Here is a 24,318-nt window from a genome sequence, read left to right on the forward strand (position 1 = left end):
CCATCCGCTCAACGAACTGCTGATCGGGTGTGACTGCACGTGCGGGTGCAACCCAAGAAACCCTGGGGTCAGTGGAAACCTGGGGTCAGGAAACCGGGGTTCAGAGTAAAGGGACATGGTAACAACTCTGCCCCTTTACTCTGACCCCAGGTTTCCTGACCCCAGGTTTCCTCTGACCCCTGGGTTGCTTGGCTTGCACCCTCACGTGCAGTCACACGCGATCAGCAGTTCGTTGAGCTGATGGAATGCTTTCGGCTCCAGCCCGGAAATATCCCGGACCTTATCCAGCCTGGCGTAAATGGTGTTGGGGTGGACGGACAGCACGGCCGCGGCCTTCAGGATATTCATGCTGGCGTCCGCGTACGCGCGCAGCGTGTCACTCAGGACGTGGCCCGAATCATCGTCTTTTGCCCGTAAGGCCAGCGCCCAGTCTGGCAGCACCGGCCGCAACTCATCGCGCGCCGTATCGAGCGCCACCTGACGCAGCGTCAGTTCGCCAAAGCGCAGCACGCGGCGTTCCACGCCCGCCTGGTCCAGCGCCATCTTGGCCTGTCGCAGGCCGCTCGGCACCTTGGCTGTATGAAGCAGATCACTGCTGATGCCGACCAGTACGGCGTTGCCCAGCGTCGCCAGCCTCGCTGCGGCGCTGGCAGCCAGCGGCTGAGCCGGCTGTGTCCAGCCTGACAGGCGGTGAATCGCTGACAGCAGACCCACCACCAGGTTGTCGCGGACGTCGACGAGGCAATGGGCCGAGTCTGCGACAAACGCTTCGCTCAGCGCTTTGGCCAGGCGTCGCGCGCGCCGCGCGTTCAGCATCTCGGTGGGGTCGACAGATCGTGCCACCACCACGCAATAGGCTCGCCGCTGGTCCAGAAAGCCGGCATCCCCCAAGATCTTGGCGACGCGCCCGTCGGATTCGTCGTAGCCATGCAGCAGCATGTCGAGGAGCTGGCCCCGGCGATCGCTTTCCAGGTCGGCCAGCATTCGCACCTGATCCACATAGGCGCTGGTGCACACATTGCTAATGCCGTCGGTGTACTCAATCGCCAGGTCGGTCATGGCTTCCATGGCAACGGTGTCCACCTCAACGGTCGAACCAACACGGCGAAACCACGCCGTGAAAACGCGCTGGCCACAGCGGTAGGCGTGCAGGATCGCCTCCAGCGGAAAATGCTGCTCCGCGCGGTGACGCGCGTTGCGGTCAACGAACGCAAAGTCCTCGACATCGCGGCCGTCCAGCAGGTCCGTCATCTCGGTGACGTGATCGCGACAGTGCTGAGTCAGCTCCTGACGAATCTGTGGGTTACGGGTGGTTGAGAACGCTGGGATGTCCTGCAGTACCGCGTCTACCAGCGCCTGACTGACCTGGCTCTCCTGTTGTTTCATTGCCTGCGAAAGCCGGCTTGCAACCGGACTGCTCCGCAGGCGCTGTAGTGCTTCGCTCAGCGTTGAGTAGGCTTCAGACATCGCTTGATTGTAGAAACTACACAATTCAAAGCAACAAAAACCCGCGAAAATGCCCGATGACCCCTCATTTTCCTGTTGATAGTCTCTAGCTGTCGCCAAGAAGCGTTAGCAGCGGCATCGTCCAATCCAGAGGAGCAATACGTTATGCCCAAGTATCTGTTTGTTTATCACGGTGGTGATCACCCCGAATCGGAGGCGGAGAAATCCGAGGCGATGGACGCCTGGGGCCAGTGGTTCGGATCGCTGGGCAGCGCGGTGGTCGACGGCGGTAATCCAGTCGGGCAGTCCACCACAGTTAGCGCGGCCGGCGTTGTGGACAACGGCGGCCCAAACCCTGCGAGTGGCTATAGCATTATCGAGGCCAACGACGTGGAAGACGCCATTGGCAAGGCGAGAATCTGCCCCCTGATCACCATCCACGGCGGCTCGATCGAGCTGGCCGAAGCGAGCGACATGTGATGTTGGCTTTACCGGTCACGGCCCTCTATGCCGGGGTACTAGCGCTGGTGTTGATCTTTCTGGCGTTCTCCACGGGCGCGGCTCGCACCAAGGCTGGTGTGTCGGTCGGAGACGGTGGAGACACGGCCCTGCTGGTGGCGATACGACGCCATGGCAATGCGGTTGAGTGGGTGCCGATGGCGCTGATTCTGCTGGGCCTGATCGAAGCCAACGGTGCTCCTGCCGGCTTGCTCCACGGACTGGGCGGGGCGCTGGTGCTGGCCCGGATTGCTCACCCCCTCGGCCTTCACCATCAGCCTATGTCGCATCCGCTGCGCCTCGCGGGTGCGGGAACCACAACGCTGGTGATGCTGATCGCTGCAGGTTACGCCATCTGGCAGACCGTCAGGACGTTGATCTGATTCACGGCTGCTCAAAGCCGTCAGAAAACAAAGCGTCGCTCGGCCCGGCTTCCACCGCGCCAATATCGCAGGCTCCGTCGCTGCGGATAGCGCCCCGCTGATCGTCCGCCGGACAGAAAATGCTGCCGGCGTCGATCACGGGGCTGCCTGGCAGCGGCGCCATCGTGAGCGTTGCGCCGCCGTTGTCTTGGAGCGGGCCGAGCTGGGCGTCGTCGGTGATGACGTTGGCGCCGGTTTGTGCGCAGGTGCTGGTGAAAAACACGTTGTTTTCGTTTTCGACGATGTTGGCCATCGCGCCGAGGCAGTCTGCCCCACCTTCGGACAGCAGAATCGAGTCTCGGATCCGGGCGGTTCGGCCAGGACTTACCTCCAGCGCCGTGCCGGCCTGGGGCGTGGTCAGCACCATCGTGACGCTACGCAAATCGAGCTGGCTGTTGGCGCGCAAGCCATCATTGCCAACAACCGTACTGTTGACGAGCTGAAGCCGCGCCGTGTCGCTCGGAACGCCTTCCTGGTCTATCTGGGTTTCCGCCACGCTTTGCATCGAATCGACCAGCAGCGATCGACGAATGACTACCGTGTGGCTGCCGTCTTTCTGCATCACGGCTGAGCCGCGGCCGGCGGTGGCACGATTGTTCTCGAACGTTGAGGTCTCAATGATCAACGGCTCAGTGGGCATGTCGCCAGTGTTGGAAACGAGGACGGCACCGCCGTTTGGCGCCTCGTTGCCGGAGAAGCGGGTGGCGCTGACGTTTTTCTGGACCGGGTCAGCACCCCCGTGATCAACCCAAAGGGCGCCACCGCCGTCAATGACGCCGGTGGCCGTATTGCCGGAAAAAATGCTGTCGGAAATCTGGAGCGGACCGATGCTGTAGACGGCGCCGGCATCCCCGGCGAGGTTATCTTCAAGAACGACGTTGTCGAGCGTGAGCCCGCCCGCTGCGATGATGCCCCCCCCGACCGCCATCGACTCACACTGGCTGATTACGCTGTTGGACACGACCAGCGGCGCCAGCGCGGAAATGCCTCCGCCGTTGTTGCTGGAAAAACCCTGCGTCAGGTGCAGATTTCGAAGGGCAACGCCGGGTGACTGGTTACTGATCAGCATCAGCTGAACCAGATTTGACCCGCTGATCTCAAGTGTCCCGTCCTCTGGCCCAAGCAGACGGAGGCCTGCTTCAACAAGCAGTCGGTCGGTAAGAAATATCTGCCCGGGTAGAACTGTCGGGCTAAAGCGAATCGTGTCGAACTCGTCGCCGGGCCGGGACGTGGCAAGGCAGCCACCCACATTACCGCCGGTATTGATGGATTCAACTGCCTCCCGTAGCGAGCAGCCGGCGGGGTTCAGGTCGTCCGACAGAGTGTCAACAGTGAACTCCCGATATGTTGGGAGAACCACCTGTGCCAGCGATGGTAACGAAACGACTAGGCAGGACAGGCAAACAATCACGGTTAGCCAGATGTCAGTCTGGATAAATCGATGGCCGCGACGTCTGGCGCAGAAATGCGGGTTGACTGTTATTTTGTCCATGCCCTTACAACGACGGGCCACGCTAAAGCGCACAGCAGCGAGTTAGTCCCCCGCAGAGGTTTACCGATCACGGTTTTTGTTCTGCCATAAAGGTCGTCTGCGGCAATGTGGTGACGGTACTTGAAGAAAGGATTAACGCGCGATCGACGGTTTCTTGTCGTTCTGCGCGCCACACTGAGAGTGTCAAAATTCAGGTATTCCCATGGAATCCACAACAATCCGCCCGGCAGAGGTGGACTACTACAATCGACTGGCCGATCAGTGGTGGGATCAAACCGGGCCCTTTCGCCCGCTGCATGAGCTGAACCAGCTGCGCGTAAGGTGGATTGTTGATCAGCTTCGGGCGCGTGGACGAACGTCGGATGACTCTGATCGGCCGCTCACCGGGCTGCGCGTCCTGGACGTGGGTTGTGGTGGCGGCATTCTGAGCGTGGCGCTGGCCCGCCTGGGGGCCGACGTCCACGGTATCGACGTGGCGGAGCGTAATATTGCCGTCGCGCAGACCCACGCCACTCGACTTGGCCTGCCGATCCGCTATGAGCACACGCCTGTTGAGACGCTAGCCGCGAGCGGAGCCCGTTTCGACGTGGTCTTTTCCATGGAGGTCGTCGAGCATGTGGATGACCTGCCCGTGTTTATGCAAGCCAGCTGCGAGCTGGTTGCTGACGACGGCCTCATGTTCGTGGCAACCATCAACCGCAACCCGATCGCTTGGCTGACCGCCATTGTCGGCGCCGAGTACATTTTGCGCTGGCTGCCTCGAGGCACTCATCACTACGCGCTGCTGCGCAAGCCTTCCGAAGTTGCCGCCTTGATGAGTGAGCACGGTGTGGAACCCCGGTCGTGGTCGGGCGTTTCCGTGAACCCGCTCACGCGCAACTTCAAGCTGACGCCTAGTCTGCTGGTGAACTACATGCTTGTCGCGACCAAATACCAAAGGCCCGAACTATTGTGAGCGCAACAACCCTGGAGCCCTTGGACCAGCTTGAGCTGCCGACCAGACTCATCCGCGATCTTCGCTCGGACCATGCCGGCGAAACCGGTGCCGTTGCTATCTACGACGGGATCCTGGCGATCAGTCGCGATCCGGAAATCGTCCAGTTCGCCCGTGAGCATCGCGACGCCGAGCGCGTGCATCTGGCGTTTTTTGAGGAATGGCTTCCGAAGCACGCCAAGACTCGACTCACGCCGGTGTGGTGGCTCGCAGGCTGGGCGCTTGGCGCGATCCCTGCCATATTTGGACGCCGAGCCGTCTATGCGACTATCGCCGCGGTGGAAACCTTTGTGGTGAAACACTACGAGGACCAGATAGTCGAGCTCGACAAACGCGAGGAATGGCAAGCGCTGGCAGAGCAGCTGCGCCAGTTTCAAGCGGAGGAAGATCACCACCGAAAGGATGCGGCGGACCGCAAAGACGGCAGCCCTGGCCTGATCGGTCGCGCCTGGAGTGCGTTTGTGGGAGCCGGATCAGCTGCCGGGGTGGTGGCGGCGCGTTTGCTCTGAAGCGCCGCGCCACCAGACGCAACAACGTGTTGGCGCCGATTCTCCTGAGGTCGGTGCCAGCGGTCTCAGGTTTATTCCAGAAAGGATTACTATTCGACTCACCTTGCGGGAGGAAGCTCCAGCAAAGGACTTCCCCCGCTGCGATTTTTGCGTCACTCTTGCGCCATGATCCTCGGTCTTACAACCGACCAGGCCCTGCTGTTTGCGCTGGTCCTGGTGCTTTTTGGGCTGCTCATCTGGGGCAAAATTCGTTACGACGTCGTCGCATTTGGCGCGCTGGTTGCGGCTTACCTGTTCGGGGTGATTCCCAAAGGTGAGGTTTTCTCCGGTTTCGGTCATCCGGCCGTGGTGATCATCGCGTTGGTGCTGATCGTGAGTCGTGGGCTGTCTCGGTCCGGTGCCATTGAGCTGCTCGCGCGCCAGCTGCTGAGCGCCAGTCATGGGATACGTCTCCACATCGGGATTATGGGCGCTGCGGCGGCGGCGCTATCCACGGTGATGAACAACGTTGCCGCGCTGGCGCTGCTGATGCCGGTGGATATCCAGGCGGCGCGCAAGGCCAAGCGCAGCCCGGCGATGACGCTAATGCCGCTGTCGTTCGCGTCCATTCTCGGCGGCATGGTCACCCTGATCGGAACACCGCCCAACATTGTGATTGCCACCTTCCGAGAGGATGCGCTGGGTGAGGCCTACAGCATGTTCGACTTTGCGCCGGTGGGTGCCGCAGTCTCGGTGGTCGGCGTGCTGTTTGTGGTGCTGGTGGGATTCAAGCTGATCCCGGTGGCGCGAGGTAAGTCCGACACCGGTAAAGATCTCGCAGAATTTGGGGACTTCATCGCTGAGGCCAGTCTGCGGGAAGACTCGCCGGTGCTGGAACAGCCGCTCGAATCGCTAGACGACCTGGCGCTGGAAAACGAGGTGGAGCTGGTCGGATTGGTTCGTCGCGGTAAACGCCTCCCGGGCACGGGACACGGCAACGTGGTGAAAAAGAGCGACCTGATTGTGTTGGAGGGAGCCCCGGACAATATCGACCGGTTTATCGGCGCGGCCAAGCTCAACTATGTTGGTCAGGCCACGGCCGGTGACAACGGCGGTGCCGCCTCCGCGGCGGTGGACGTCATCGAATGTGTGGTGCCACGTGGCTGCCGAATTGACGGGCGTACGGCTGACGAAATCCAGCTGCTCTATCGTCAGGGCGTGTCGCTGATCGGCGTTTCCCGTTCGGGCAAGCGCACCCGTAAACGCCTGCGCCGGCTCACCATTCGGCCGGGTGACATCCTGCTTTTGCTGGGTCCAGCCAATACGCTGAATGATGTGGTGGGCTGGCTTGGATGTCTGCCGCTGGCGGATCGAGGGCTCGAGATTGTTCAGCGGTCCAAAGCGGCACTTGCCGTAGGTCTCTTTGCGGCGGCCATCCTGGCCGCCAGCCTCGGCTGGGTTTATCTGCCGGTTGCTCTGGGCGCTGTAGTTGTCGGGTACGTCGCGTTTAACATCGTGCCGCTCAGCGAGCTGTTCGACTCCGTCGAATGGCCGGTCATTGTATTACTCGGATCGATGATCCCTATTGGCGTGGCGCTGGAGGTCTCCGGCGGCACGGAGGTACTGGCCAATGGGCTGGTGGGTCTGACCCAGGGCTGGACGCCGCTGGCTGTGCTGGCAGCTCTGATGGTGATCACGATGACGTTGTCAGATGTGCTCAACAACGTGGCGACTGCACTGATTGCCGCCCCGATTGCCATCGATGTGGCCAACCGCCTGGACGCCAACCCGGATGCGTTTCTGATGGGAGTCGCCGTGGCGGCAAGCTGCGCGTTCCTGACGCCGATTGGCCACAAGAACAACACGCTGATTCTCGGCCCGGGCGGCTACCAGTTCGGCGACTACTGGCGGATGGGGCTGCCGCTGGAGATTCTGGTGCTGCTGGTGTCGATTCCGACGATCGCCATCGTTTGGCCGCTATAAATACAGCGGCGCCCCGATCATCTCATCGGCTGAAGCTAGCCGCCGTGAGCCGCCGTTTCTGAGCGCCGCTAGGCGTTCTGCCGCAGCCGCGAACGAATCAAAAAACGACGTTCGGTGCTGTTGTCGAGGCTGAACATGCCGCCACGCCCGGGCACCATGTCGAGAATCAGCTGGGTATGTTTCCACGCTTCGTACTGCGGGCCGGAGATATAGAACTCCGCGCCACCCACTTCACCCAGCTTGACGTCTTTGGAGCCCAGCGGAAACTCGCCTTTGGGATAGCACATAGGCGATGACCCGTCGCAGCATCCGCCTGACTGGTGGAACATCACTTCGCCATGGGTTTGCTGGATTTCCCGCAGCAGTTCCAGGGCCGCTTCGGTCGCAACTACTGGTGCCTCAGGGTCGGTGCCGGGAACCGGCGTTTCGTCGGTGGCGCAGCTGATCGACTCGGTCATCGTGAGATCCTAGAGGAAAAGTGGGGCCCGGAGGCCCCGCCGTTGATTGACTCGGGGCTTCAGAAAAAGCCCAGCTTGTCCGGGCTGTAGCTCACCAGCATGTTCTTGGTCTGCTGATAGTGGTTAAGCATCATTTTGTGGTTCTCGCGCCCGATGCCTGACTGCTTGTAGCCGCCAAACGCCGCGTGCGCCGGATACAGGTGGTAGCAGTTGGTCCAAACCCTACCGGCTTTAATGGCACGGCCGAAGCGATAGGCCTTGTTGCCATCGCGGGTCCAGACGCCCGCGCCCAGTCCGTACAGCGTGTCGTTGGCGATCTCGAGCGCCTCGTTGTCGTCCTCGAAGGTGGTGACGGATACGACGGGCCCAAAGATCTCTTCCTGGAATACGCGCATCTTGTTGCTGCCGCGAAGGATGGTTGGGTTGATGTAGTAGCCTTCTGCGAGGTCACCTTCCATTTGCCGTTCGGTTCCCCCCAATAGAAACTCCGCGCCTTCCTGACGGCCGATATCGAAGTAGGAGAGGATCTTCTCTTTCTGCTCGGATGACGCCTGCGCGCCCATCATCGTGTCCGCTTCGCGCGGGTCACCCAGTTTGATCGCCTTGGTTCTTTCGATGGCCCGGGCCATGAACTCGTCGTAGATGTCCTCATGGATCAAGGCACGCGACGGGCAGGTGCAGACCTCACCCTGGTTGAGGGCGAACATGACAAATCCTTCCAGCGCCTTATCGAGGAAAGCATCGTCTTCGGCCATCACGTCTTTGTGGAAGATATTGGGCGACTTGCCGCCGAGCTCCAGCGTGACGGGGATAATGTTTTCGGTGGCGTACTGCATGATCATCCGACCGGTCGTGGTTTCTCCGGTGAAGGCCACCTTGGCGATGCGGTCGGACTGCGCCAGCGGCTTGCCGGCCTCGAGACCAAAACCGTTAACCACGTTCAGCACACCCGGCGGCAGAATCTCGGCGATCAGCTCGCAGAACGTCATGATGGTGCCAGGGGTTTGCTCGGCAGGCTTAAGCACCACACAATTGCCCGCCGCGAGCGCGGGTGCCAGTTTCCAGGCCGCCATCAGCAGCGGGAAGTTCCAGGGAATGATTTGTCCGACAACACCTAGGGGCTCATGGAAGTGATAGGCGATGGTGTCGTTGTCAATCTCACCCATCGAGCCCTCCTGGCCACGGATCACCGACGCAAAATAGCGGAAGTGATCGATCGCCAGCGGCAGGTCAGCCGCCCGGGTTTCGCGGATGGCTTTGCCGTTGTCCCAGGTTTCGCAGATGGCCAGCAGATCGAGGTTGTCCTCCAACACCTGCGCAACGCGCATGAGCATGTTCGCGCGGTCCGTGGTGCTGGTTTTGCCCCAGGCATCTTTGGCCGCGTGGGCAGCATCGAGCGCGAGGTTCACGTCGACCTTGCTCGAGCGAGCAACCTCGCCGATGGCTTTACCGGTCAGGGGGCTGATATTGTCGAAGTACCGACCGTCGCTGGGCGCGAGAAATTCACCGCCGATAAAGTTGTCGTAGCGATCGGCAAACGGCGACATTTGGGCTGTCGCCTCCAGATTGGTCATGATGTTCATTAGCGCCTCCAGCGAGTGTGTTTTTGCGACTTCACGCGTTGCGAAAATCCGGTGCCCGAGCGGGCATTTGCGGCTTCCACGGGACCTTCATGTTATCACGCAGGGGTTGCGTTTCAAGAAAGGCTAATCACCGCGTTTTCCACCGCAGTTTCAACATCTTGACGATGGTGCCCGCCTCCGCGAAGCGCGATGCCGGGAGGGTCGAAAGTGACGGAACCGGGCGGTATATCCGGGCTGAAGTGTATCTCTGATGCCCCCTCGGTGAGGGCTGTAGCGACCTGGCTCCGGATCGATTATTTCAACGCCTGCGCCGGTCCGTTCGGCCAGCCACTCAACCCCCTCTTGCGTGTCGGGCACGCTCAGGCCGATCTGATCGAGCTGAAAGCCGTGGCCGCGCTTCAAGATCCTAGCTAACGATTTACACCGGCCTGCTGGCGCTTCGAAAAAACCGATCGGTCGTCGTTTCATCGCACCCCGAACGTGTTGCTGTCGAAACGCAGACAGCAACAACTTGAAACTCTCAGGCTCTTTACAAAGTCAATTATGATAATGATAATCATTTGCATTATAGGTTAAGAGCGATATCCATGCAATTTTCCGAAACCGCACTGTCCCCCCGCGAACGACTGGGGAGAATCAAGACCCGCATGCGAGAAGTTGCTGAAAGCGAGCTCGCAACCTATGCGCTTTACCATCACATCAGTTGTCGTTCGTCACATCACGCAACCCCGGCCCTGGCCCGCCTCTCTCAGACCGCGCAGATCGAAGACATGGATCACTATTGGCTAATGCAGAGCGGCATTCGACGTCTCGGAGGCGTCGAGCCAATTCCGGACGACACCCTCGTGGGGCTCTTGGAAGACAGCGATCTGCGCCGCACCGCGCTGCGGGAGATCCTGAGGCTTCTGCGTGACGCCGAGGCCCGCTTGGTACATGGCTATCAAGAAATTTGCGCCCTGGCGATGGAGTTCGACTACCAGATTTTTGATCTCGCCTTTCGCAATATGCAGGAGAACGCTCTTCATCAGGCCTCCCTGGAGTCGATTCTTCGCGGCAGCCAAATCCCGGCAGAGCCACAGCGACCTCGCGACCGTTGACCGACCGAACCTTGATCAAGGCTGCTGCGGGGCGACGTCGCCTGGCGGTCACCAAAGACCGCTGGCTCATGACGCTGATCGTGGCCAACCTGGCTATCTTGCATCAGGCAGACCCGGTGCTGTTTCGGCTCATCGCCGAGTCCCTAAGCGACGCCTATCTGGGCGTCAGCGTCTTCGTCGCGCTGACGCTTGCAGGCTTTTACCTGCTCGAACGACGTTTCAAACATCGCGTGCTGCAGACCCTCCACCGCGGATCACTTTGGCAGGTGCCCTGCGCTTCGCTGCTCGGCGCCCTGCCGGGCTGCGGCGGTGCCATTATCGTGGTCACTCAGTTTGTCCACGGACAAATGAGCTTCGGGGCGTTGGTCTCGGTCTTGATCGCCACTATGGGTGACGCGGCGTTCCTGCTCCTGGCGCGAGAACCGGCGACGGCGCTTGCCGTATTCTCGGCTGCCCTGATTGCCGGCACCGTGACCGGCTACCTGGTCGACCACCTCCATTCCGAGGGATTTATGCGGCAGCAGAGTCCGCCGCGTCAGAGGCTCAGCGGCATGGCCACCGAAGTGCCCGTTCAGCTTCGGCGCCTGTTCTGGATGCTGCTCGCCCCTGGCGCTGTGCTTGGAACGCTGAATTGCCTTCAGCTCGAAGCGCCCTTCGGCGGCATCGAAGCGCTGGGCATTGCCCTCAAGGATTGGGTGGGTTTTATCGGAGCGCTGCTGTGCGTCACTGTCTGGTGCAGCCAGCCCCTGAACTCCTGGACCGCACGCTTTGCTCAGAAGCCACGCAGCGCATGCCTAAAGGAGGCTGCTGTCGCCGAAACCAGCTTTGTCTCTGTATGGGTCATCCTCGGTTTCCTGTCATTTGAGCTCGCGGTCTACTTCACCGGCCTGGACATGAAAACACTGTTCTTCTCGGTCGGCGCTGCGGCACCGCTGCTAGGCGTGCTGGTTGGGTTGATCCCCGGATGCGGACCACAGATTCTCGTGACGGCTCTCTATCTCCAGGGGGTGGTTCCCCTGTCGGCCCAGCTGGCGAACGCGATCAGTAATGACGGTGATGCCTTGTTTCCAGCGATCGCGCTAGCGCCGCGTGCCGCGGTGGCCGCAACGCTCTACAGCGCGGTGCCGGCCCTGCTGATCGGCTACGGCGTCCGGGCCCTGGGGCACTAGACCGCCCAAGTCTAAGCGGTTCTCCCTTTGGGTTGCACGGATCAGCAACCGGCTAGATTTCACCTAGCGTTGAACTCCTGTTCCGTTCAATCAGGATCCAACCGGTTCGGACGTCCGGCAAGCCGACGGTATGAAATGCCAACTATTCGGACGGGCTGCGGAGAAACGCGAGTGTATTTTACGAAACATGAGTCAGGTATACGCATTCATCAGACGCCCTGGCTGATCGTCGTGTTGGCTCCGCTGGCCGCTGCCTATTTCGCCATCACGCTTTGGGACACGTATCGTGCCGCCGAGATGGCAAGCCCTCGAGGCTTGGCTCTGTGCACCGGCGCCCTGGTTTTCGCGTGGTCCTTCGGTACCCTGCGGCTGGTGAGCATCATTCACTTTGACCGTCGAAGCCAAAGCATCCGATGGCGGCGCATGACGCTGCTTAGGCGAGAGCAGGTGGAAGTCCCGTTCAAGGAGATTGAGCGCCTCGCACTCGCCGACTCGGAAAAGGGGCGAGCTGGCCTTCAGCGCCTGTACGTAAGAATGCGCAGCGGCGACGAGCTGACCCTGTTGCCGAGTTTCGACCCTGCGCTCGAGACCAGTCTTGAACTGCTCAGCGAAATCCGAGCCGTGCTGGCCAACCGCTAAACAGCCGCCAAGCTCACGTGGCTTATCGAGCCGAGACGCCAGATTTTAGAAGTCGGCGTAAACCCGGAAGCCGATGACGCTCGGCGCGCCGACTCGGCCAACCGCGATATCCAGCGCGTTATCGAAGGTGTTTTGGACGATGTATTCCTCATCGAAGAGGTTGTTGGCGTAGATCTCCGCGGTGAAACGCTCATGTTCGTAGCCGACTATGGCGTCCACTACAAAATAAGACTCATTCTTCACGTCTGGATCGTTCTGGACAAAGGCGAAAGCCTCGTCAGCGTAGCGCGTACGGAGGTTTAGAAACACGCCAGACGGATGGGAATAGCGTCCGCCAAGGCCTGCCGTCCAGGGCGGGGCGGCGGCGAACTCGTTGCCCTTGAGATCAATCTCATCGATTGAAATAGCCGATTCGGTGAACTCCGTATCGGTAAATCCGACGTTGGCGAAGATTTCGAGCTCCGGCGAAAGCTGGGTCAGGGTCTCCACTTCAAAGCCGTAAAGCCGTGATGCGCCAACGTTTTCTGTGATCCGATCCAGCGGGTTGTTCGACAGCTGCAGGTTGATCTGCTGATCTTCGTAGTCAATGTAGAACGCGTTGGCGTTGACTGTCAGGCGCCGATCAAACCACTGCGAACGCAGCGCAAACTCGTAGTTCCAGGTGAACTCCGGTTCGAAGCGATTCACGATACCGGCAGCCTCCAGCACACCTTGGTCCGTCGGATCACCGCCGCCGGGAATCGGCAGCTGGGCTCGGAAAAAGTTAAACGACAGGCCGCCTGCCCGGTACGCGCGCTGAGCGCTGAAGGAGGTGGAGAGGTCGTCATTCCAGTTATACGTAGCCACAAACTTGGGCAGGAACGCGTCAAAATCATTGTCAGCGATCAGGTCAACTTCGCTCGTGAACTGAGCGGCCAGGCCGGCGAGGATTGGGTCGAGGAGGGGGTCGCCCGTGACGATCGCGGGCACCGTCAGCGTGTCGAAGACGGTTTGGTCAATTTGCTCATTATCGTAGCGGGCGCCGAAGGTCAGGCTCCAGTTATCCGTAAGGTCAACGGTCGCCTCACCGAAGATGGCGTAGTTGCGGATGTCGTCTGACGTGAGCGAACTGCTGGAAATCGGAAACTCAGGAACCAGCGAAACGATCTGAGCCCGAATCGCCGCGGCTTGCGCGATCTGTTCCGGCGTTGGCATGGTGGTCCCAAACAGTATCGAGGCGAACGTTGGCGGACGAGGGAAAACCGGATCCGACTCAACCGCTGCACCGGCTGCGCCATCGTTGCGGAAGCTAGTGGCGCTGTCGAAGCCGAACAGTCCAAATAGGCCTGTCCAACGATCCCCATCATAGGTCAGGCGGAGCTCCTGACTGAAAGTGTCTTGATCCGTGAGCGAGATGCCAGGGTTATCTGGGCCGGACGGATCGTTCGTGGGGTCGAACTGAAACTCCCGCTCGCTCTCAATATAGGAGGTCACGCTGGTCAGCGACAGGCGATCGCTCAGCGCATAGTCGATGACGGCTGAGACCTGAAAGGCGTCAATGTTGTCGCGGTCGATGGTGTTCTGCTCGGACTCGCGCTGGCCCGAAAATCGTTCAAGGATAATGCGGTCTTCGCCGATTTCGCTGTCGATCAACGTACCCATGAGCCGTACCTCAAGATTGGGCGCAGCCTCGGGCGCCAAAAGCAGCTTGGCGCGAACGGTGGTGTTTTCCCGCGAGTCGATGTCGTCGCGCTCGAGAAACGGATTGTCGGCGAAGCCGTCGGACTCGGTTCGGTCCGCGGACAGACGCAGGCCGGCCTGGCCATTAACAATCGGCACGCTGATTGCGCCGGAGGTTCGCCAGGCGTTGTACTCGCCGTAGCTGGCCTGAAGCCGGCCATCAATTGCCTCCAGGTTCGGATCAGTCGTTCGCGCAACGATGGCTCCAGCCAGCGCGTTGCGGCCCTGAATCGTTGACTGCGGTCCGCGAAAAACCTCAACCGCGCTCACGTCCCACAGGTTGAGTCCGTCCCCGAAGTACAGCGAGTTGGGCACAAAAGCACCGTCCAGATACACCGCTGAGACGTCGCTGGTTTGATCACCCGGCGACGCGCCGCCGTTTGGAATGCCACGAATCGAAAAGCCGCGGTCGCCGAACAGGCCGGCCACGTTGGCGGTCTGGTTCAGGGCGTCATACATGCTGACGAAGTTCTGGTCGACGATCGTGTATTCGTCAAATACGGCGACGGACGTCACCGTATCCTGCAGCGATCTTTCGATCTTTTGCCCGGTCACGATCACCTCTTCGAGATCCTCGTCGGCTGCCGGTTTTGCTTCTTGAGCGCTGCTGGCGAAAGTGATGGTGAGGGTAAGAAACGTTGTGAGTGCGCACGGTCCAGGCCGTAGCGCCGCAGATTGGCTATTCATAGTGATGGTCGGCAGATAACTTGAATCGCAATCGTGTAGCAAATACAAATGATTATCAAGTACAATGAGTGGACGGGTTGTTGCGAAGGCTCCTTGAGAAAGCTGTTCTGAGTGACGCATCGCGAAAGCGACAGGATCGGCGATCGGTACTGCAAGCCCGCCTTGCTAGTTAATTGCTCACGTTGCTTGCCTGGTGAGCGACCTAGAGCCTAGGTTCACCGTGCGGCACCGGATTCTCAGCTCTAGCGAGAATCTGGTTTGCCCATAGTGATCTCGTGCCGCAATTTACCCGGCGGTCACCACCAAAGGGCTAACGGTTAACCCGCCAGGCCGAGCTTCTGCTTGATCCGATCGCTCGTCAGGTGCTTGACGGCGTCGAACGGGTCGCACTTGCCCGTCGGGTCGAAGTCGATTGGGCAGATTTTCTTGGCCACCTTGAGTGCCGGTCCGTGCAGCGGTTTGCTGCGCATCCCGATTCCCATAATTGCGGCGCCCATGGCCATCTGGGTGTCGATATCCTGTTTGCCAAACTCTTTGTCGACGCGCTTGACGACGTTCATGAAGTACGCGTCGTCGGGCGCCGCTTTGGTCTTGGACTTCGAGAACTCGTACTGCAGGCCGTAGGCGCACTGTTTCCGGATTGAGTCGTCGCTTGCCATCCAGTCGTCAGCCAGCTCGCGGGCAAAGCTCGTCTTGGCGAGCGTTGCACCGCATGATGAGAACACGTGGGCGAGGTAACCGCCTGACAGATTGTCGACCTGCCCCTCAACCTGGTCACGGGTCATCTGCTTAGGGTCGTCGATCAGCAGCGCGATCACCTTGGCGTCGTAGACTTTGGTGTTCCACAGCTGTTTGGCGAGTTTGTGGTCCTTGCCCACCTGTTTGGCCAGCTTCCGCAGCACCGTCAGGCCGATGCCGAAACTTTTGAGCCCGCTGTCTTTCGCCATCTTGTCCCAGTTGGCGATACCGCGCTCGTTCTGGTTGGCCTTGAGCAGGTCCATGACTTCAGTTTTTGTCATAACAATGTTCCGGCATTGCGTGGTTTATCCCTATCTTACAGGACCGAAAAGCCGACTCGGAGGCAGAGTTCATGGGTGGCGCGGCCCGCGCTTGACATCGAGCCGACGGCTGTCGACTATCGAAATGAAACCCTTATCCATCGTTGTGCTGCGCGTTTTGTGCCGCGGTGATGGCAACAGACTCAGCTGATCGGGATGAACGAGCTTACCCCCGAAATTTATGACGCGCTCAAGAAGCTGGCCCGGGGCCAGCGTCTTCGGGTATGGGCCAAACAGCCGCTCTCCACGCGCAGCATTATTCATGAAGCCTATCTGAAGCTGGTCGAAGCGCGCCCCGACGTTGAGAGCGAGAGCTTTCTGCTGATGGCTTCGAGCGCGATGCGCAGTGTCCTGGTCGACAACGCTCGTCACTGGCAGCGACAGAAACGGGGCGGTGACACCACCGACGTTCCGCTGGATCAGGTTCAGCTGGTCTCACTGCACCGTACCGATGAGCTGATCGAACTCGACAAAGCGTTAAACGAATTGGAGGCCGACCATCCGCGTCTTGCTCAGGTTTTTGAGTGCCGAACGTTTGGCGGTCTGTCCATTGAGGAGACCGCCAAGGCGGCGGGGCTCTCGCCGGCCACGGTGAAACGGGATTGGTTGGCCGCCCGCACGCTGCTTTATCAGAAAATGTCGTTAGACCCTGCGGAGGAGCCATAGCGCTGCTGTGGTAAGCAAAGCTCAAGCGGAAGCCATTTTTCTGGCTGCCTTGGATCAAGATGAGGCGTCGCGCGATGGCTTCCTCGATGAGGCTTGTGCGGATGATGCCGATCTTCGCCAGGCCGTTGAGGAACTGCTGATCAGCGCCGGGAAGGCCGGAACCTTTTTCGATCAGTTGTCTAGCGATCTCCTGGAGCGGCAGTCCGAAGAGCTGGAGGACTTTGCCGCGCGTGGGCATCGGGTTGGCGCCTATCAGATCGAGCACCTGGTGGCGCAAGGGGGCATGGGCGCGGTGTTTTTGGCGCGACGCGCAGACGGCCACTTCGAGCGTCAGGTCATCATCAAGATGATGCCGATGACGTTCGCCAATGAACGCATGGCCGAGCGTTTCGCTGAGGAAATGCGCACGTTGGCCGCGCTGTCACACCCCCACATCGCGCAGCTTCACGACGCCGGCGTGGACGACGAGCTGGGTGCGTACTTCGTGATGGAGTATCTGGAAGGGGTTCCCATCACCACCTACTGCCGGGAGCAAAAACTCCGGCCAAAGGCGATCCTGTCGCTCATGGCGGATCTCATGGAGGCCGTCAGCTATGCTCACAGAAACCTGGTCATCCACAGTGATATCAAGGGCAGTAATGTCCTGGTGACGAGGGAGGGGGTGGTCAAGCTGCTGGACTTTGGCATCTCGCGAACCAGTGGCGATGAAGGCGGCGCTGAGGGGTATTCCCCGGGTGCCGCAGCGCCCGAGCAGCTTGATGGCGGCCGGGTAACCACCGCCACCGACAGCTATCAGTGTGGGCTGCTGCTCGCGGAGCTCCTGACCGGATGCGGCTCGAAGCCCGGGGAGGCGCCCGACCTGGCGGGGCTGCATCCGGAGCTGGTTGCGCTGATCCAGCGCGCAACACATCGGGATCCGGACTGTCGCTATCCGGGAGGAGCCCAGCTGGCCAGTGATCTGTCCCGCTTCCAACAGGGGCTACCGCTCGAGGCGCTGCCGCCGACCCGATCGTACCTGCTGAAGAAATTTGTCAGCCGCAATCGGGTGAGCGTTGCGTTTGGGCTGCTGATAGTCGCGCTGGTTGTTGGCTTCGCGATTGCAACAGCGCAACAGGCCGAGCGCGTTCGCGACGAGCGCGACCGAGCGCGTCTGGCTTCGCAGGAGGCGGCCCAGGAACGTGATCGGGCGGTCAGCGTCACCGACCTCCTGATCAGCGTGTTTGAAACCGCCAATCCGGAGGTCAATCCAGGCGCGGATCCCGAAACACGCAAGGCGCTTGCGCAAGGATTGGAGCGCCTGCGCAGCAACCCGGCGAGTCTCGGGGAGACCCGGATTGACCTTCTGCTGGTTATCGCCCGCACCTATGAGGGGCTCGGTGAGTTTGAGCAGGGTAAGGCAGTGCTGGAGGAAGCCACGTCGCTGCTGCCGCCGAGCCCAGCTACGCCGGGCGCGGCGCAACGCCAGGCGAGAGTCAGGGCGCAGGTGGGCGAAAACGCCCGCCTTCGGGGGCAGCTGGAGGCGGCGGATAACGCCTATACCGAAGCACTTGAGCTGCTCCGGACGTTTGCCGTGAATTCCCCGGAGCTGGAGGCCGATTTTTTGGGCCGGCGCGGCCGGGTTCGCGGTCTTCGGGGCCAATTTGCGATGGCGAGAGAAGACCTGTCCGCGGCGGCCGAGTTTGAGCTGACGCTTAAGGGCGCGGAGAGCCTGGCTTACGCCGAATCCCTCAACAATCTCGCTTCGATCGAGTTTTCGGAGGGTCGTTACGACGCCGTTCGAGAGCTGCTGGGCCAATCGCTACAGATTCGGGAAGCCAAGATCGAGGAAACGCCTGAGCTGCGCCTGGACTCAGCCTACGCCACCACCATCAACAATCTGGGGTTGGCCCACTTCCGGCAAGGTGATCTAGCCGTCGCAAAATCGTATTTTGAACGCGCGGTTGCGCTGCGCCAGGAGGTTTATCCGCAGCCGCACCCGGAGCAGGCTCAGTCGCTCACCAACCTGGGCCTGGTGCTCGACGCGCTGGGTCAGAGCGACGACGCGCTTTTGCCTCTCACCCAGGCCTTGGACATCCGACTCGCTGCGCTTGGCGGGGAGCACATGCGGGTGGCTGAGTCGCTCAACAATCTGGGTATGCTCCATCTGTCTGCGGCCCGCTTCCAGGACGCGGAGGCGCAATACCGAGAGGCGCTCCCGATTGTGGAAAAGGCGCTTGGTCCAGATCATCCCGTGACCGCAACGGTGGTGAGCAACCTGGCTCAGTCATTGCTGGAACTGGGTTCACTTGATGAGGCAAGAGACGCCTATCAACGTTCGCTCACCGTTCGTGAAGCAAAGCTGCCCGAAGACCATCTGTTTATCAGCTACAGCCTGCTTGGTCTGGGTCGGGCCCTGGCGCGGCTAGGCGAGGAGGAAGACGCGTTACCGTTGCTCGAACGGGGCCTCGCGGTGCGTGAAGCCAAACTGCCGGAAACGCATTGGCTGGTGGGGGAAGCGCAGCTGTTTCTGGGCAGCGTGCTCAGAACGTCGGACCCGGCGCGGGCGCAGTTGCTGCTAACGTCAGCGCGCACCACCATCGCCGGTGCCAAAGGCGAATCGCATTACTTGGTGGAACGCGCAGAAGCCCTCCTGGCGGCATCTCCCTAAAAAAGTTTCCGGCCCAATGAGCCGGTGCGGCTCCGAAAAGCGTTGTGGGGTATGTGAGCCTAAGGAGAGTCTCCCATGCCCCGGATTAACGATCGCCCATTTTTGCCGTGTCTTTTAGTTTTGCCGTTCCTCTTCGCCGTTGCGTTGTGGGCTCGACCCGTCATCGCACAAACGCCGATCCCGCTGGTTGATATCAATCAAACCACCAGCGGCAGCGGCGTCTTCAACTTCGGCGCGGAGCTCAACGGATTCTTTTACTTTGGTGCCTGCATCGAAGAAGAGTTCTTTGGCTGCGAGCTGGTACGCGTTCCGGTAACCGGAATCGGCGCGGAGCTTGTTAGAGACATCAGTCCAGGTGGGGACTCATCGTTTCCACGAAATATTGTTCGGGTTGGCGACACACTTTTTTTCAGGGCCAACGGCAGTCAGCTCTGGACATCGGACGGCACCGAAAGCGGCACGCGGCGCGTGAGTTCCTTCAGCTCGCTGAGTGACGGCAACGATGCGTTTCGCGCGTGGGCGATAACCTCAACGGAAGTCTTTTTTGAAGCCAACGGAATTTTGTTTTCCAGCGATGGCGACGGGGTGCAGTCGTACCCTGCGGTGCAGAACCCGCGCTGGCTTGTCAGCACCGGTGATCGTGTCTTCATGCGAGGGACAAACAACGGTGACACCGAGCTGTGGACCGTCAGCGGTGGCGTTGCCAGTCAGGTGGGAGACATCAATCCGTCGGGCAGCTCAAACCCGTTTAACCTCGTCTCTTTTGGTGCCGGTGTGGCGTTTGCAGCCTCAAACAACGGCAGCGACACCCAGCTTTGGACCAGTGACGGGCAGGGGGTTACGCTGGTCGCAGACACATCGACGGGTCTCTTCAGCATCCTTTCCAACCTGGCGGTTGCGGGCGGCCAGATTTATTTTGCGGGGACTGACGGCGGATTTACCACCGGGACGGAGCTCTGGTTCAGCAATGGACTAACCGCCGGTACGGGCCCCATCGATCTGCGTTCGGGCCAGCAATCCTCCAACCCGGAGGATCTGGTTGCTGTAGGTAATCAGGTGTTCTTCACGGCTGACGACGGGACCAATGGTCGAGAGCTTTGGAGCGTCACGGGCACAACCCCTACGCTGATCGATCTCAATGGGTCGGGTGGCTCCTCAGTCAGCAACCTCAAGGACCTGAATGGTGGTTCGGCCATCTTTTATGCAGACGTGGCTGATGGCGCCGGCCGTGAGCTTTGGGTAAGCGGTGGAGCGCCCGGCAATACCGCTCGCGTACTGGAGCTTGGCCCGGGCTCCGATGATGGTGTGGGCACCAGCGCCATGGTGACTTCCAACGGGTTCGCTTTTTTTGCCGGCAACCGCAGCAACGAGCTGTTCCGCAGCGACGGCACGGCAGGCAACACCGTTCAGGTGTCGACGCTCAGCCGCGTCACCGGCGGATCCAGCATTGAACACCTGGTCCCGTTTGCGGGCTTTCTGTATTTCTGCGCCGACGACGGCGTCCACGGACGAGAGCTATGGCGAACCGACGGCACGTCCGCCGGGACGACATTGGTGCAGGACATCAATCCGGGGGTGGAATCAGGCTGCGATGACTTCGATCGCTCGATGCAGGTTTACAACGGAGCGCTTTACCTGCGGGCCAACAATGGCGGCCTGCCGACACTGTTTCGCACCAACGGCCAGGCCGGCGGTGCGGCCCCAGTTTTTGACTTCGCTGATTCATTTCGTGAGCTGACGCAGTACAGCGGGCTGCTTTACTTTTTTGCTGACGACGGCATGGGGTCGGGCAGGGAGCTCTGGCGCAGCGACGGCACCACCGGCGGCACGAGTCAGGTGGCCGAGACGTTGAGCGGTCAGTTCGGCAGCATCGGTGAACTGGCCGCCGTCGGTGGGCTGCTGTACTTCCGCGCCTCGACCAATAGCACCGGCAACATCGAACCATGGATCAGTGACGGCACGGGGCCGGGCACACAGCCGTTGGCGGAGCTTGTGAACGGATCACAGGGGTCGTTTCCGTCAAACTTTACGGAGGTAAACGGCACGGTGGTGTTCGAGGCAAGCGGTGGCCTGTGGCGCAGCAACGGCACGGCCGTTGGCACCCAGCTCGTCGATTCGCTGAGACCTGATAGCGAGATTTCTGTCCTAGGCAGTTTCGCCTACTTTGAGGCGGACGATGGCGACAGTGGGCGCGAGCTTTGGCGAACCGACGGCACCTCCGTCTCGTTGGTGCAGAACATTGCGCCAGGCTCCGCCGGCAGCTTTCCGCGGAATTTTGCCGTTGTGCAGGGCAGGCTTTGGTTCAGCGCAGACGATGGCAGTAGCGGGCGTGAGCCTTGGACCACCGACGGCACATCCACCGCCAGGCTGGCGGATTTGAACCCTAGTGGCTCGTCCGATCCTCGGTCCTTTTTTGACGCCGGATCCGAAGTACTCTTTGCCGCGAGAAATCCTAATAGCGGGCCCGACGTGCTGTGGCGAAGTGATGGAACCGGTGCCGGCACCGAATCTATTGGGCCCGTAGGCAACGAAACCGGCGGCGGGGCGTCAAACTTTGCCAGGCTTGGCGCGACAACGCTGTTTTCTGCCGGGGCCGGTTACGGCGGCAACGAGCTTTGGCGCTTTGGCGCCGCCGACTGCGGTGACGCGCCAGACCCGGCGTTTCCGACCTCGGGCGCTCGCGCGGGTGCCTGTCATCGTGCTGATGGCCCCAACGCAGCATTTCGGCTCGGCGTCGAGAAAGACGCTGAGGTTGAGGGGATTCCCGACAATGAAGCGCTCGGTGACGATCTTGACGGTCTAGATGACGAAGACGGGCTGCAGCTGCCAGCCGAATTTTTAGCTGGCCAAACGGCGGTGGTGACGGTGACCGCCCCCGCGGGAGGCTATCTCAACGTATGGGTCGACTGGGACAACAGCGGGGACTGGGATGGTATTGAAGAACACGTTGTTTTCAACCGCCTTCTGAGCAGCGGCGACACGGAATTGGCTGTTGCCGTTCCGATTGACGCGAATCTGGGGGAGACCTTCCTGAGAGCCCGGCTGGATAGCTACGGCATGCCGTTTACCCAGTACACGACGTTCGACGGCGAGGTGGAGGACTATCGGGTAACTCTTGGCGAGTCACTCGACTTTGGTGATGCCCCGGCGCCCTACGCCACGACGTTGGCGAACGACGGCGCGCGCCATCGCGTTGTGGACGGCGTGTTTCTTGGCAGCAGCGTCGACAGTGAGAGCGACGGCCAGCCGAATGCTGACGCAACCGGCGACGACGTATCCGGCGGCGATGAAGACGGCGTCAGCTTCGCCAGCGCGCTGCTGACGGGCTCTGATGTCAATGTTGATATAACCATCTCAACGGAGGGTTACGTCAACGCCTGGGTCGACTTTGACGCCAACGGGACTTGGAACAACTCCGAGGAATACGTGATTGCTGATGAGTTCCGGGAGGCGGGAACGCACAGCTTCACCGTAAGCGTCCCGGCCGGCGCCGCGCTCGGTACCAGCTTCGCCCGGGTACGCTTTGACACCAATGGCGATGCGTTCTCGCCGACCGGTCGGGTCGACGACGGTGAAGTTGAGGATCTTCAGGTAGCGATTGTGGATACACTGATTCCGCTCACCGCAACCGCTGACAGCTATACGATGCTCGAGGACGGGACCCTGCTCGCGGATGACGGCGACGGCAGTGCCAATGCGGACGAGGGTGACAACGGCGTGCTCGCCAACGACAGCGGACCAGCGGCCTTAAGCGTGACCAACGCAGGTACGCTTACTGCCAATGGCGCTGGAGGTACGGTTACCCTCAATGTGGACGGCACTTTCAGCTATTCCCCGCCAGCCGACGCTTCAGGGCTTGCAACTTTCGACTACACCGTGACGGACGGCAGTCTGAGCGAGACCGCCTCGGTGTCCATCACCGTTGAGCCGGTGAACGACGCGCCAAGGCTTACCCCGGGTCCGGCGCAGGCACTCGCCGCCGGCAGCAGTGGCGACATCAACGTGCCGGGCTGGGTGGCAGCCGTAGATCTCGGCCCGAATGAGACCTCCCAGGCTGTGGCCAGCTACCAGGTTTCTGTGACCGACGACCCGGCTTTGATCCTCACGGGCTTACCTACGGTCAGCCCCGCTGGTGATCTCACGTTTACCCTGAGCGGTACTGCGGGGACCGCGGAGCTTGCGGTGAGCTTGACCGACGATGGCGGCACGGCCAACGGTGGGGACGATACTTCCCCGGAGGCCACTTTCTTTATCAGCGTTGGCTCGGCGGCTGATCTCTCCGTGGAGCTTGAACAGTGCACGCCGCTGGCGGCGCCCGACGAGCCCTACCGGTATGCTGCGGCCATCAGCAACGCCGGTCCGTCACCAGCGACCGACGTTAGCGCTTTGGTGACGCTACCAACGGGCGCAACCGTGCAAAGCGTTTCACCGTCGGTGAGCTGTGTGGCTGGGTCGGACGATGTGGCGTGCCTGTTGCCGGTGATTGGCGCCGGCGAAACCACACGCGTTCTGCTGGAGATTGTTCCGACCGGCACGGGCTCGGTTTCGACCGACGTGTTGGTCTCCTCAGCGGTTGACGATCCAACGTCAGGGGACAACACGGACGAGGCAACGATCGAGCTGGTGCCTGGGTTGGTCATCGCGGATTCGTTCGAGAGCTGCGGCACGCCCTAGCGCCCGCCAAACCGCGATATCGCCGAGCGACGGCCCTATGCCTACGCAAGCATGGGGATTGTCGTTACCGCCAATTTGGATTGAATTGGTGAGCGCAATCCGTTCAGCGGTTCGCAATCGTGGCCGATAACCGCTTAATGTGGCGGCTGATTCTTTTGATACTGGCGGTGGTGATGGCCGGACCCGTTCGTAGCGAACTTGTTCCTCTGGACTTCGCGGTTCCGAAAACACTAGAGCACTCGAAATTTCGCCTCGAGCCGCTGACCCAGATCTACGCCGAAGCAGACTATGAGGCCGTCATGGCCAGCGGGTCCGAGCTGCGGCAGCTTTTCGGCGGAGATTGGCCGTCACCCGATTTCACGCTGGATGCCAATCGTCAGGACATAGCAACTCACGAGGAACAGGCGTCCGCGCGCAAAGCTTTTACCTATACGGTTCTTGCCCCAGCGGGTGAGAGTGTTGAGGGCTGTGTCTACGTCATACCTGCTGAGGATCCTGGGTTTGACGTAGCGGTGTTCTACTGGACGAGGACGGATGGAGCGCTGGCCGACGCGGAACTCGCTGAGGTGCTGAGCGTTTGGTTTCAAGACGTCTGGCC

General features: G+C 60.7%; 17 protein-coding genes and 1 pseudogene. 12 read left to right on the forward strand and 6 right to left on the reverse strand.

Annotated elements, in window-relative coordinates; translation table 11 throughout:
* Nucleotides 1–201: 201 nt before the first annotated feature.
* Entirely contained in the window at nt 202–1,467 is a 1,266-nt protein-coding gene (locus tag AAF358_25995; protein ID MEM7709028.1) for a helix-turn-helix domain-containing protein, read from the reverse strand.
* Nucleotides 1,468–1,611: 144 nt separating this feature from the next.
* Between AAF358_25995 and AAF358_26000 the strand changes: the two genes are divergently transcribed.
* Together AAF358_26000 and AAF358_26005 are read left to right on the forward strand one after the other, a co-directional pair.
* Nucleotides 1,612–1,926, forward strand: coding sequence for a hypothetical protein (locus tag AAF358_26000; protein MEM7709029.1), 315 nt, complete (start codon nt 1,612–1,614; stop codon nt 1,924–1,926).
* Nucleotides 1,926–2,327 (forward strand): MAPEG family protein, encoded by a 402-nt coding sequence (locus tag AAF358_26005; protein MEM7709030.1) that lies wholly within the window; start codon nt 1,926–1,928, stop codon nt 2,325–2,327. The genes AAF358_26000 and AAF358_26005 overlap by 1 nt, the downstream gene beginning before the upstream one ends.
* Nucleotide 2,328: 1 nt before the next feature.
* Here AAF358_26005 and AAF358_26010 read toward each other — a convergent pair whose 3' ends face one another.
* Nucleotides 2,329–3,858: a choice-of-anchor Q domain-containing protein gene (locus AAF358_26010; protein ID MEM7709031.1), complete on the reverse strand. Its 1,530-nt coding sequence runs from the start codon at nt 3,856–3,858 to the stop codon at nt 2,329–2,331.
* A 202-nt stretch (nt 3,859–4,060) separates the two neighbouring features.
* Here AAF358_26010 and ubiG point away from each other — a divergent pair, with 202 nt between their 5' ends.
* From ubiG to AAF358_26025, 3 genes are all read left to right on the forward strand, one after another.
* Entirely contained in the window at nt 4,061–4,813 is a 753-nt protein-coding gene (gene ubiG, locus AAF358_26015; GenBank protein MEM7709032.1) for a bifunctional 2-polyprenyl-6-hydroxyphenol methylase/3-demethylubiquinol 3-O-methyltransferase UbiG, read from the forward strand.
* A complete protein-coding gene (locus AAF358_26020) occupies nt 4,810–5,361 on the forward strand; it encodes a demethoxyubiquinone hydroxylase family protein (protein MEM7709033.1) in 552 nt (183 codons plus the stop codon). Before ubiG ends, AAF358_26020 begins: the two co-directional genes overlap by 4 nt.
* 165 nt (nt 5,362–5,526) lie before the next feature.
* On the forward strand, nt 5,527–7,323 hold the full coding sequence (locus AAF358_26025; GenBank protein MEM7709034.1) for an SLC13 family permease: 1,797 nt from the start codon (nt 5,527–5,529) through the stop codon (nt 7,321–7,323).
* A gap of 68 nt (nt 7,324–7,391) precedes the next feature.
* Here AAF358_26025 and AAF358_26030 read toward each other — a convergent pair whose 3' ends face one another.
* Nucleotides 7,392–7,781 (reverse strand): DUF779 domain-containing protein, encoded by a 390-nt coding sequence (locus AAF358_26030; GenBank protein MEM7709035.1) that lies wholly within the window; start codon nt 7,779–7,781, stop codon nt 7,392–7,394.
* A gap of 59 nt (nt 7,782–7,840) precedes the next feature.
* Nucleotides 7,841–9,364, reverse strand: coding sequence for an aldehyde dehydrogenase (gene adh / locus AAF358_26035; protein ID MEM7709036.1), 1,524 nt, complete (start codon nt 9,362–9,364; stop codon nt 7,841–7,843).
* A gap of 587 nt (nt 9,365–9,951) precedes the next feature.
* Here adh and AAF358_26040 point away from each other — a divergent pair.
* From AAF358_26040 to AAF358_26050, 3 genes are all read left to right on the forward strand, one after another.
* Complete coding sequence (locus AAF358_26040; protein MEM7709037.1) at nt 9,952–10,461, forward strand: ferritin-like domain-containing protein; 510 nt, start codon at nt 9,952–9,954, stop codon at nt 10,459–10,461.
* On the forward strand, nt 10,458–11,630 hold the full coding sequence (locus AAF358_26045; protein MEM7709038.1) for a putative manganese transporter: 1,173 nt from the start codon (nt 10,458–10,460) through the stop codon (nt 11,628–11,630). The genes AAF358_26040 and AAF358_26045 overlap by 4 nt, the downstream gene beginning before the upstream one ends.
* 171 nt (nt 11,631–11,801) lie before the next feature.
* Nucleotides 11,802–12,269 carry a hypothetical protein gene (locus AAF358_26050; protein MEM7709039.1) on the forward strand — a complete coding sequence of 156 codons (468 nt, stop codon included), beginning with the start codon at nt 11,802–11,804 and terminating at the stop codon, nt 12,267–12,269.
* Between the two features lie 45 nt (nt 12,270–12,314).
* On the opposite strand, the gene AAF358_26055 is transcribed toward AAF358_26050, so the two are convergent.
* Both AAF358_26055 and AAF358_26060 read right to left on the reverse strand, forming a co-directional pair.
* Nucleotides 12,315–14,675, reverse strand: coding sequence for a TonB-dependent receptor (locus AAF358_26055; protein MEM7709040.1), 2,361 nt, complete (start codon nt 14,673–14,675; stop codon nt 12,315–12,317).
* A gap of 317 nt (nt 14,676–14,992) precedes the next feature.
* A complete protein-coding gene (locus tag AAF358_26060; protein ID MEM7709041.1) occupies nt 14,993–15,694 on the reverse strand; it encodes a DNA alkylation repair protein in 702 nt (233 codons plus the stop codon).
* A 183-nt stretch (nt 15,695–15,877) separates the two neighbouring features.
* On the opposite strand from AAF358_26060, the pseudogene AAF358_26065 reads away from it, so the two are divergent.
* The 4 genes and pseudogenes from AAF358_26065 to AAF358_26080 form a co-directional block, all read left to right on the forward strand.
* Nucleotides 15,878–16,399, forward strand: a pseudogene (locus AAF358_26065) (ECF-type sigma factor).
* 7 nt (nt 16,400–16,406) lie between these two features.
* Entirely contained in the window at nt 16,407–19,046 is a 2,640-nt protein-coding gene (locus tag AAF358_26070; GenBank protein MEM7709042.1) for a serine/threonine-protein kinase, read from the forward strand.
* Nucleotides 19,047–19,121: 75 nt separating this feature from the next.
* A complete protein-coding gene (locus tag AAF358_26075; protein ID MEM7709043.1) occupies nt 19,122–23,720 on the forward strand; it encodes an ELWxxDGT repeat protein in 4,599 nt (1,532 codons plus the stop codon).
* Between the two features lie 119 nt (nt 23,721–23,839).
* Nucleotides 23,840–24,318 (forward strand): hypothetical protein (locus AAF358_26080; protein MEM7709044.1); only part of this gene is annotated, 479 nt, incomplete at its 3' end.

The sequence above is a fragment of the Pseudomonadota bacterium genome (assembly GCA_039033415.1).
In the GTDB taxonomy this organism is placed as follows: Bacteria; Pseudomonadota; Gammaproteobacteria; order Xanthomonadales; family SZUA-38; genus JANQOZ01.

What these genes read in the sequence shown, in the direction of transcription:
- AAF358_25995 (MEM7709028.1), bottom strand. Translation starts at nt 1,467, where the DNA reads ATGTCTGAAGCCTACTCAACGCTGAGCGAAGCACTACAGCGCCTGCGG.
- AAF358_26030 (MEM7709035.1), bottom strand. Translation starts at nt 7,781, where the DNA reads ATGACCGAGTCGATCAGCTGCGCCACCGACGAAACGCCGGTTCCCGGC.
- AAF358_26005 (MEM7709030.1), top strand. Translation starts at nt 1,926, where the DNA reads ATGTTGGCTTTACCGGTCACGGCCCTCTATGCCGGGGTACTAGCGCTG.
- AAF358_26055 (MEM7709040.1), bottom strand. Translation starts at nt 14,675, where the DNA reads ATGAATAGCCAATCTGCGGCGCTACGGCCTGGACCGTGCGCACTCACA.
- AAF358_26075 (MEM7709043.1), top strand. Translation starts at nt 19,122, where the DNA reads ATGCCCCGGATTAACGATCGCCCATTTTTGCCGTGTCTTTTAGTTTTG.
- AAF358_26060 (MEM7709041.1), bottom strand. Translation starts at nt 15,694, where the DNA reads ATGACAAAAACTGAAGTCATGGACCTGCTCAAGGCCAACCAGAACGAG.
- AAF358_26000 (MEM7709029.1), top strand. Translation starts at nt 1,612, where the DNA reads ATGCCCAAGTATCTGTTTGTTTATCACGGTGGTGATCACCCCGAATCG.
- adh (MEM7709036.1), bottom strand. Translation starts at nt 9,364, where the DNA reads ATGAACATCATGACCAATCTGGAGGCGACAGCCCAAATGTCGCCGTTT.
- ubiG (MEM7709032.1), top strand. Translation starts at nt 4,061, where the DNA reads ATGGAATCCACAACAATCCGCCCGGCAGAGGTGGACTACTACAATCGA.
- AAF358_26025 (MEM7709034.1), top strand. Translation starts at nt 5,527, where the DNA reads ATGATCCTCGGTCTTACAACCGACCAGGCCCTGCTGTTTGCGCTGGTC.
- AAF358_26040 (MEM7709037.1), top strand. Translation starts at nt 9,952, where the DNA reads ATGCAATTTTCCGAAACCGCACTGTCCCCCCGCGAACGACTGGGGAGA.
- AAF358_26010 (MEM7709031.1), bottom strand. Translation starts at nt 3,858, where the DNA reads ATGGACAAAATAACAGTCAACCCGCATTTCTGCGCCAGACGTCGCGGC.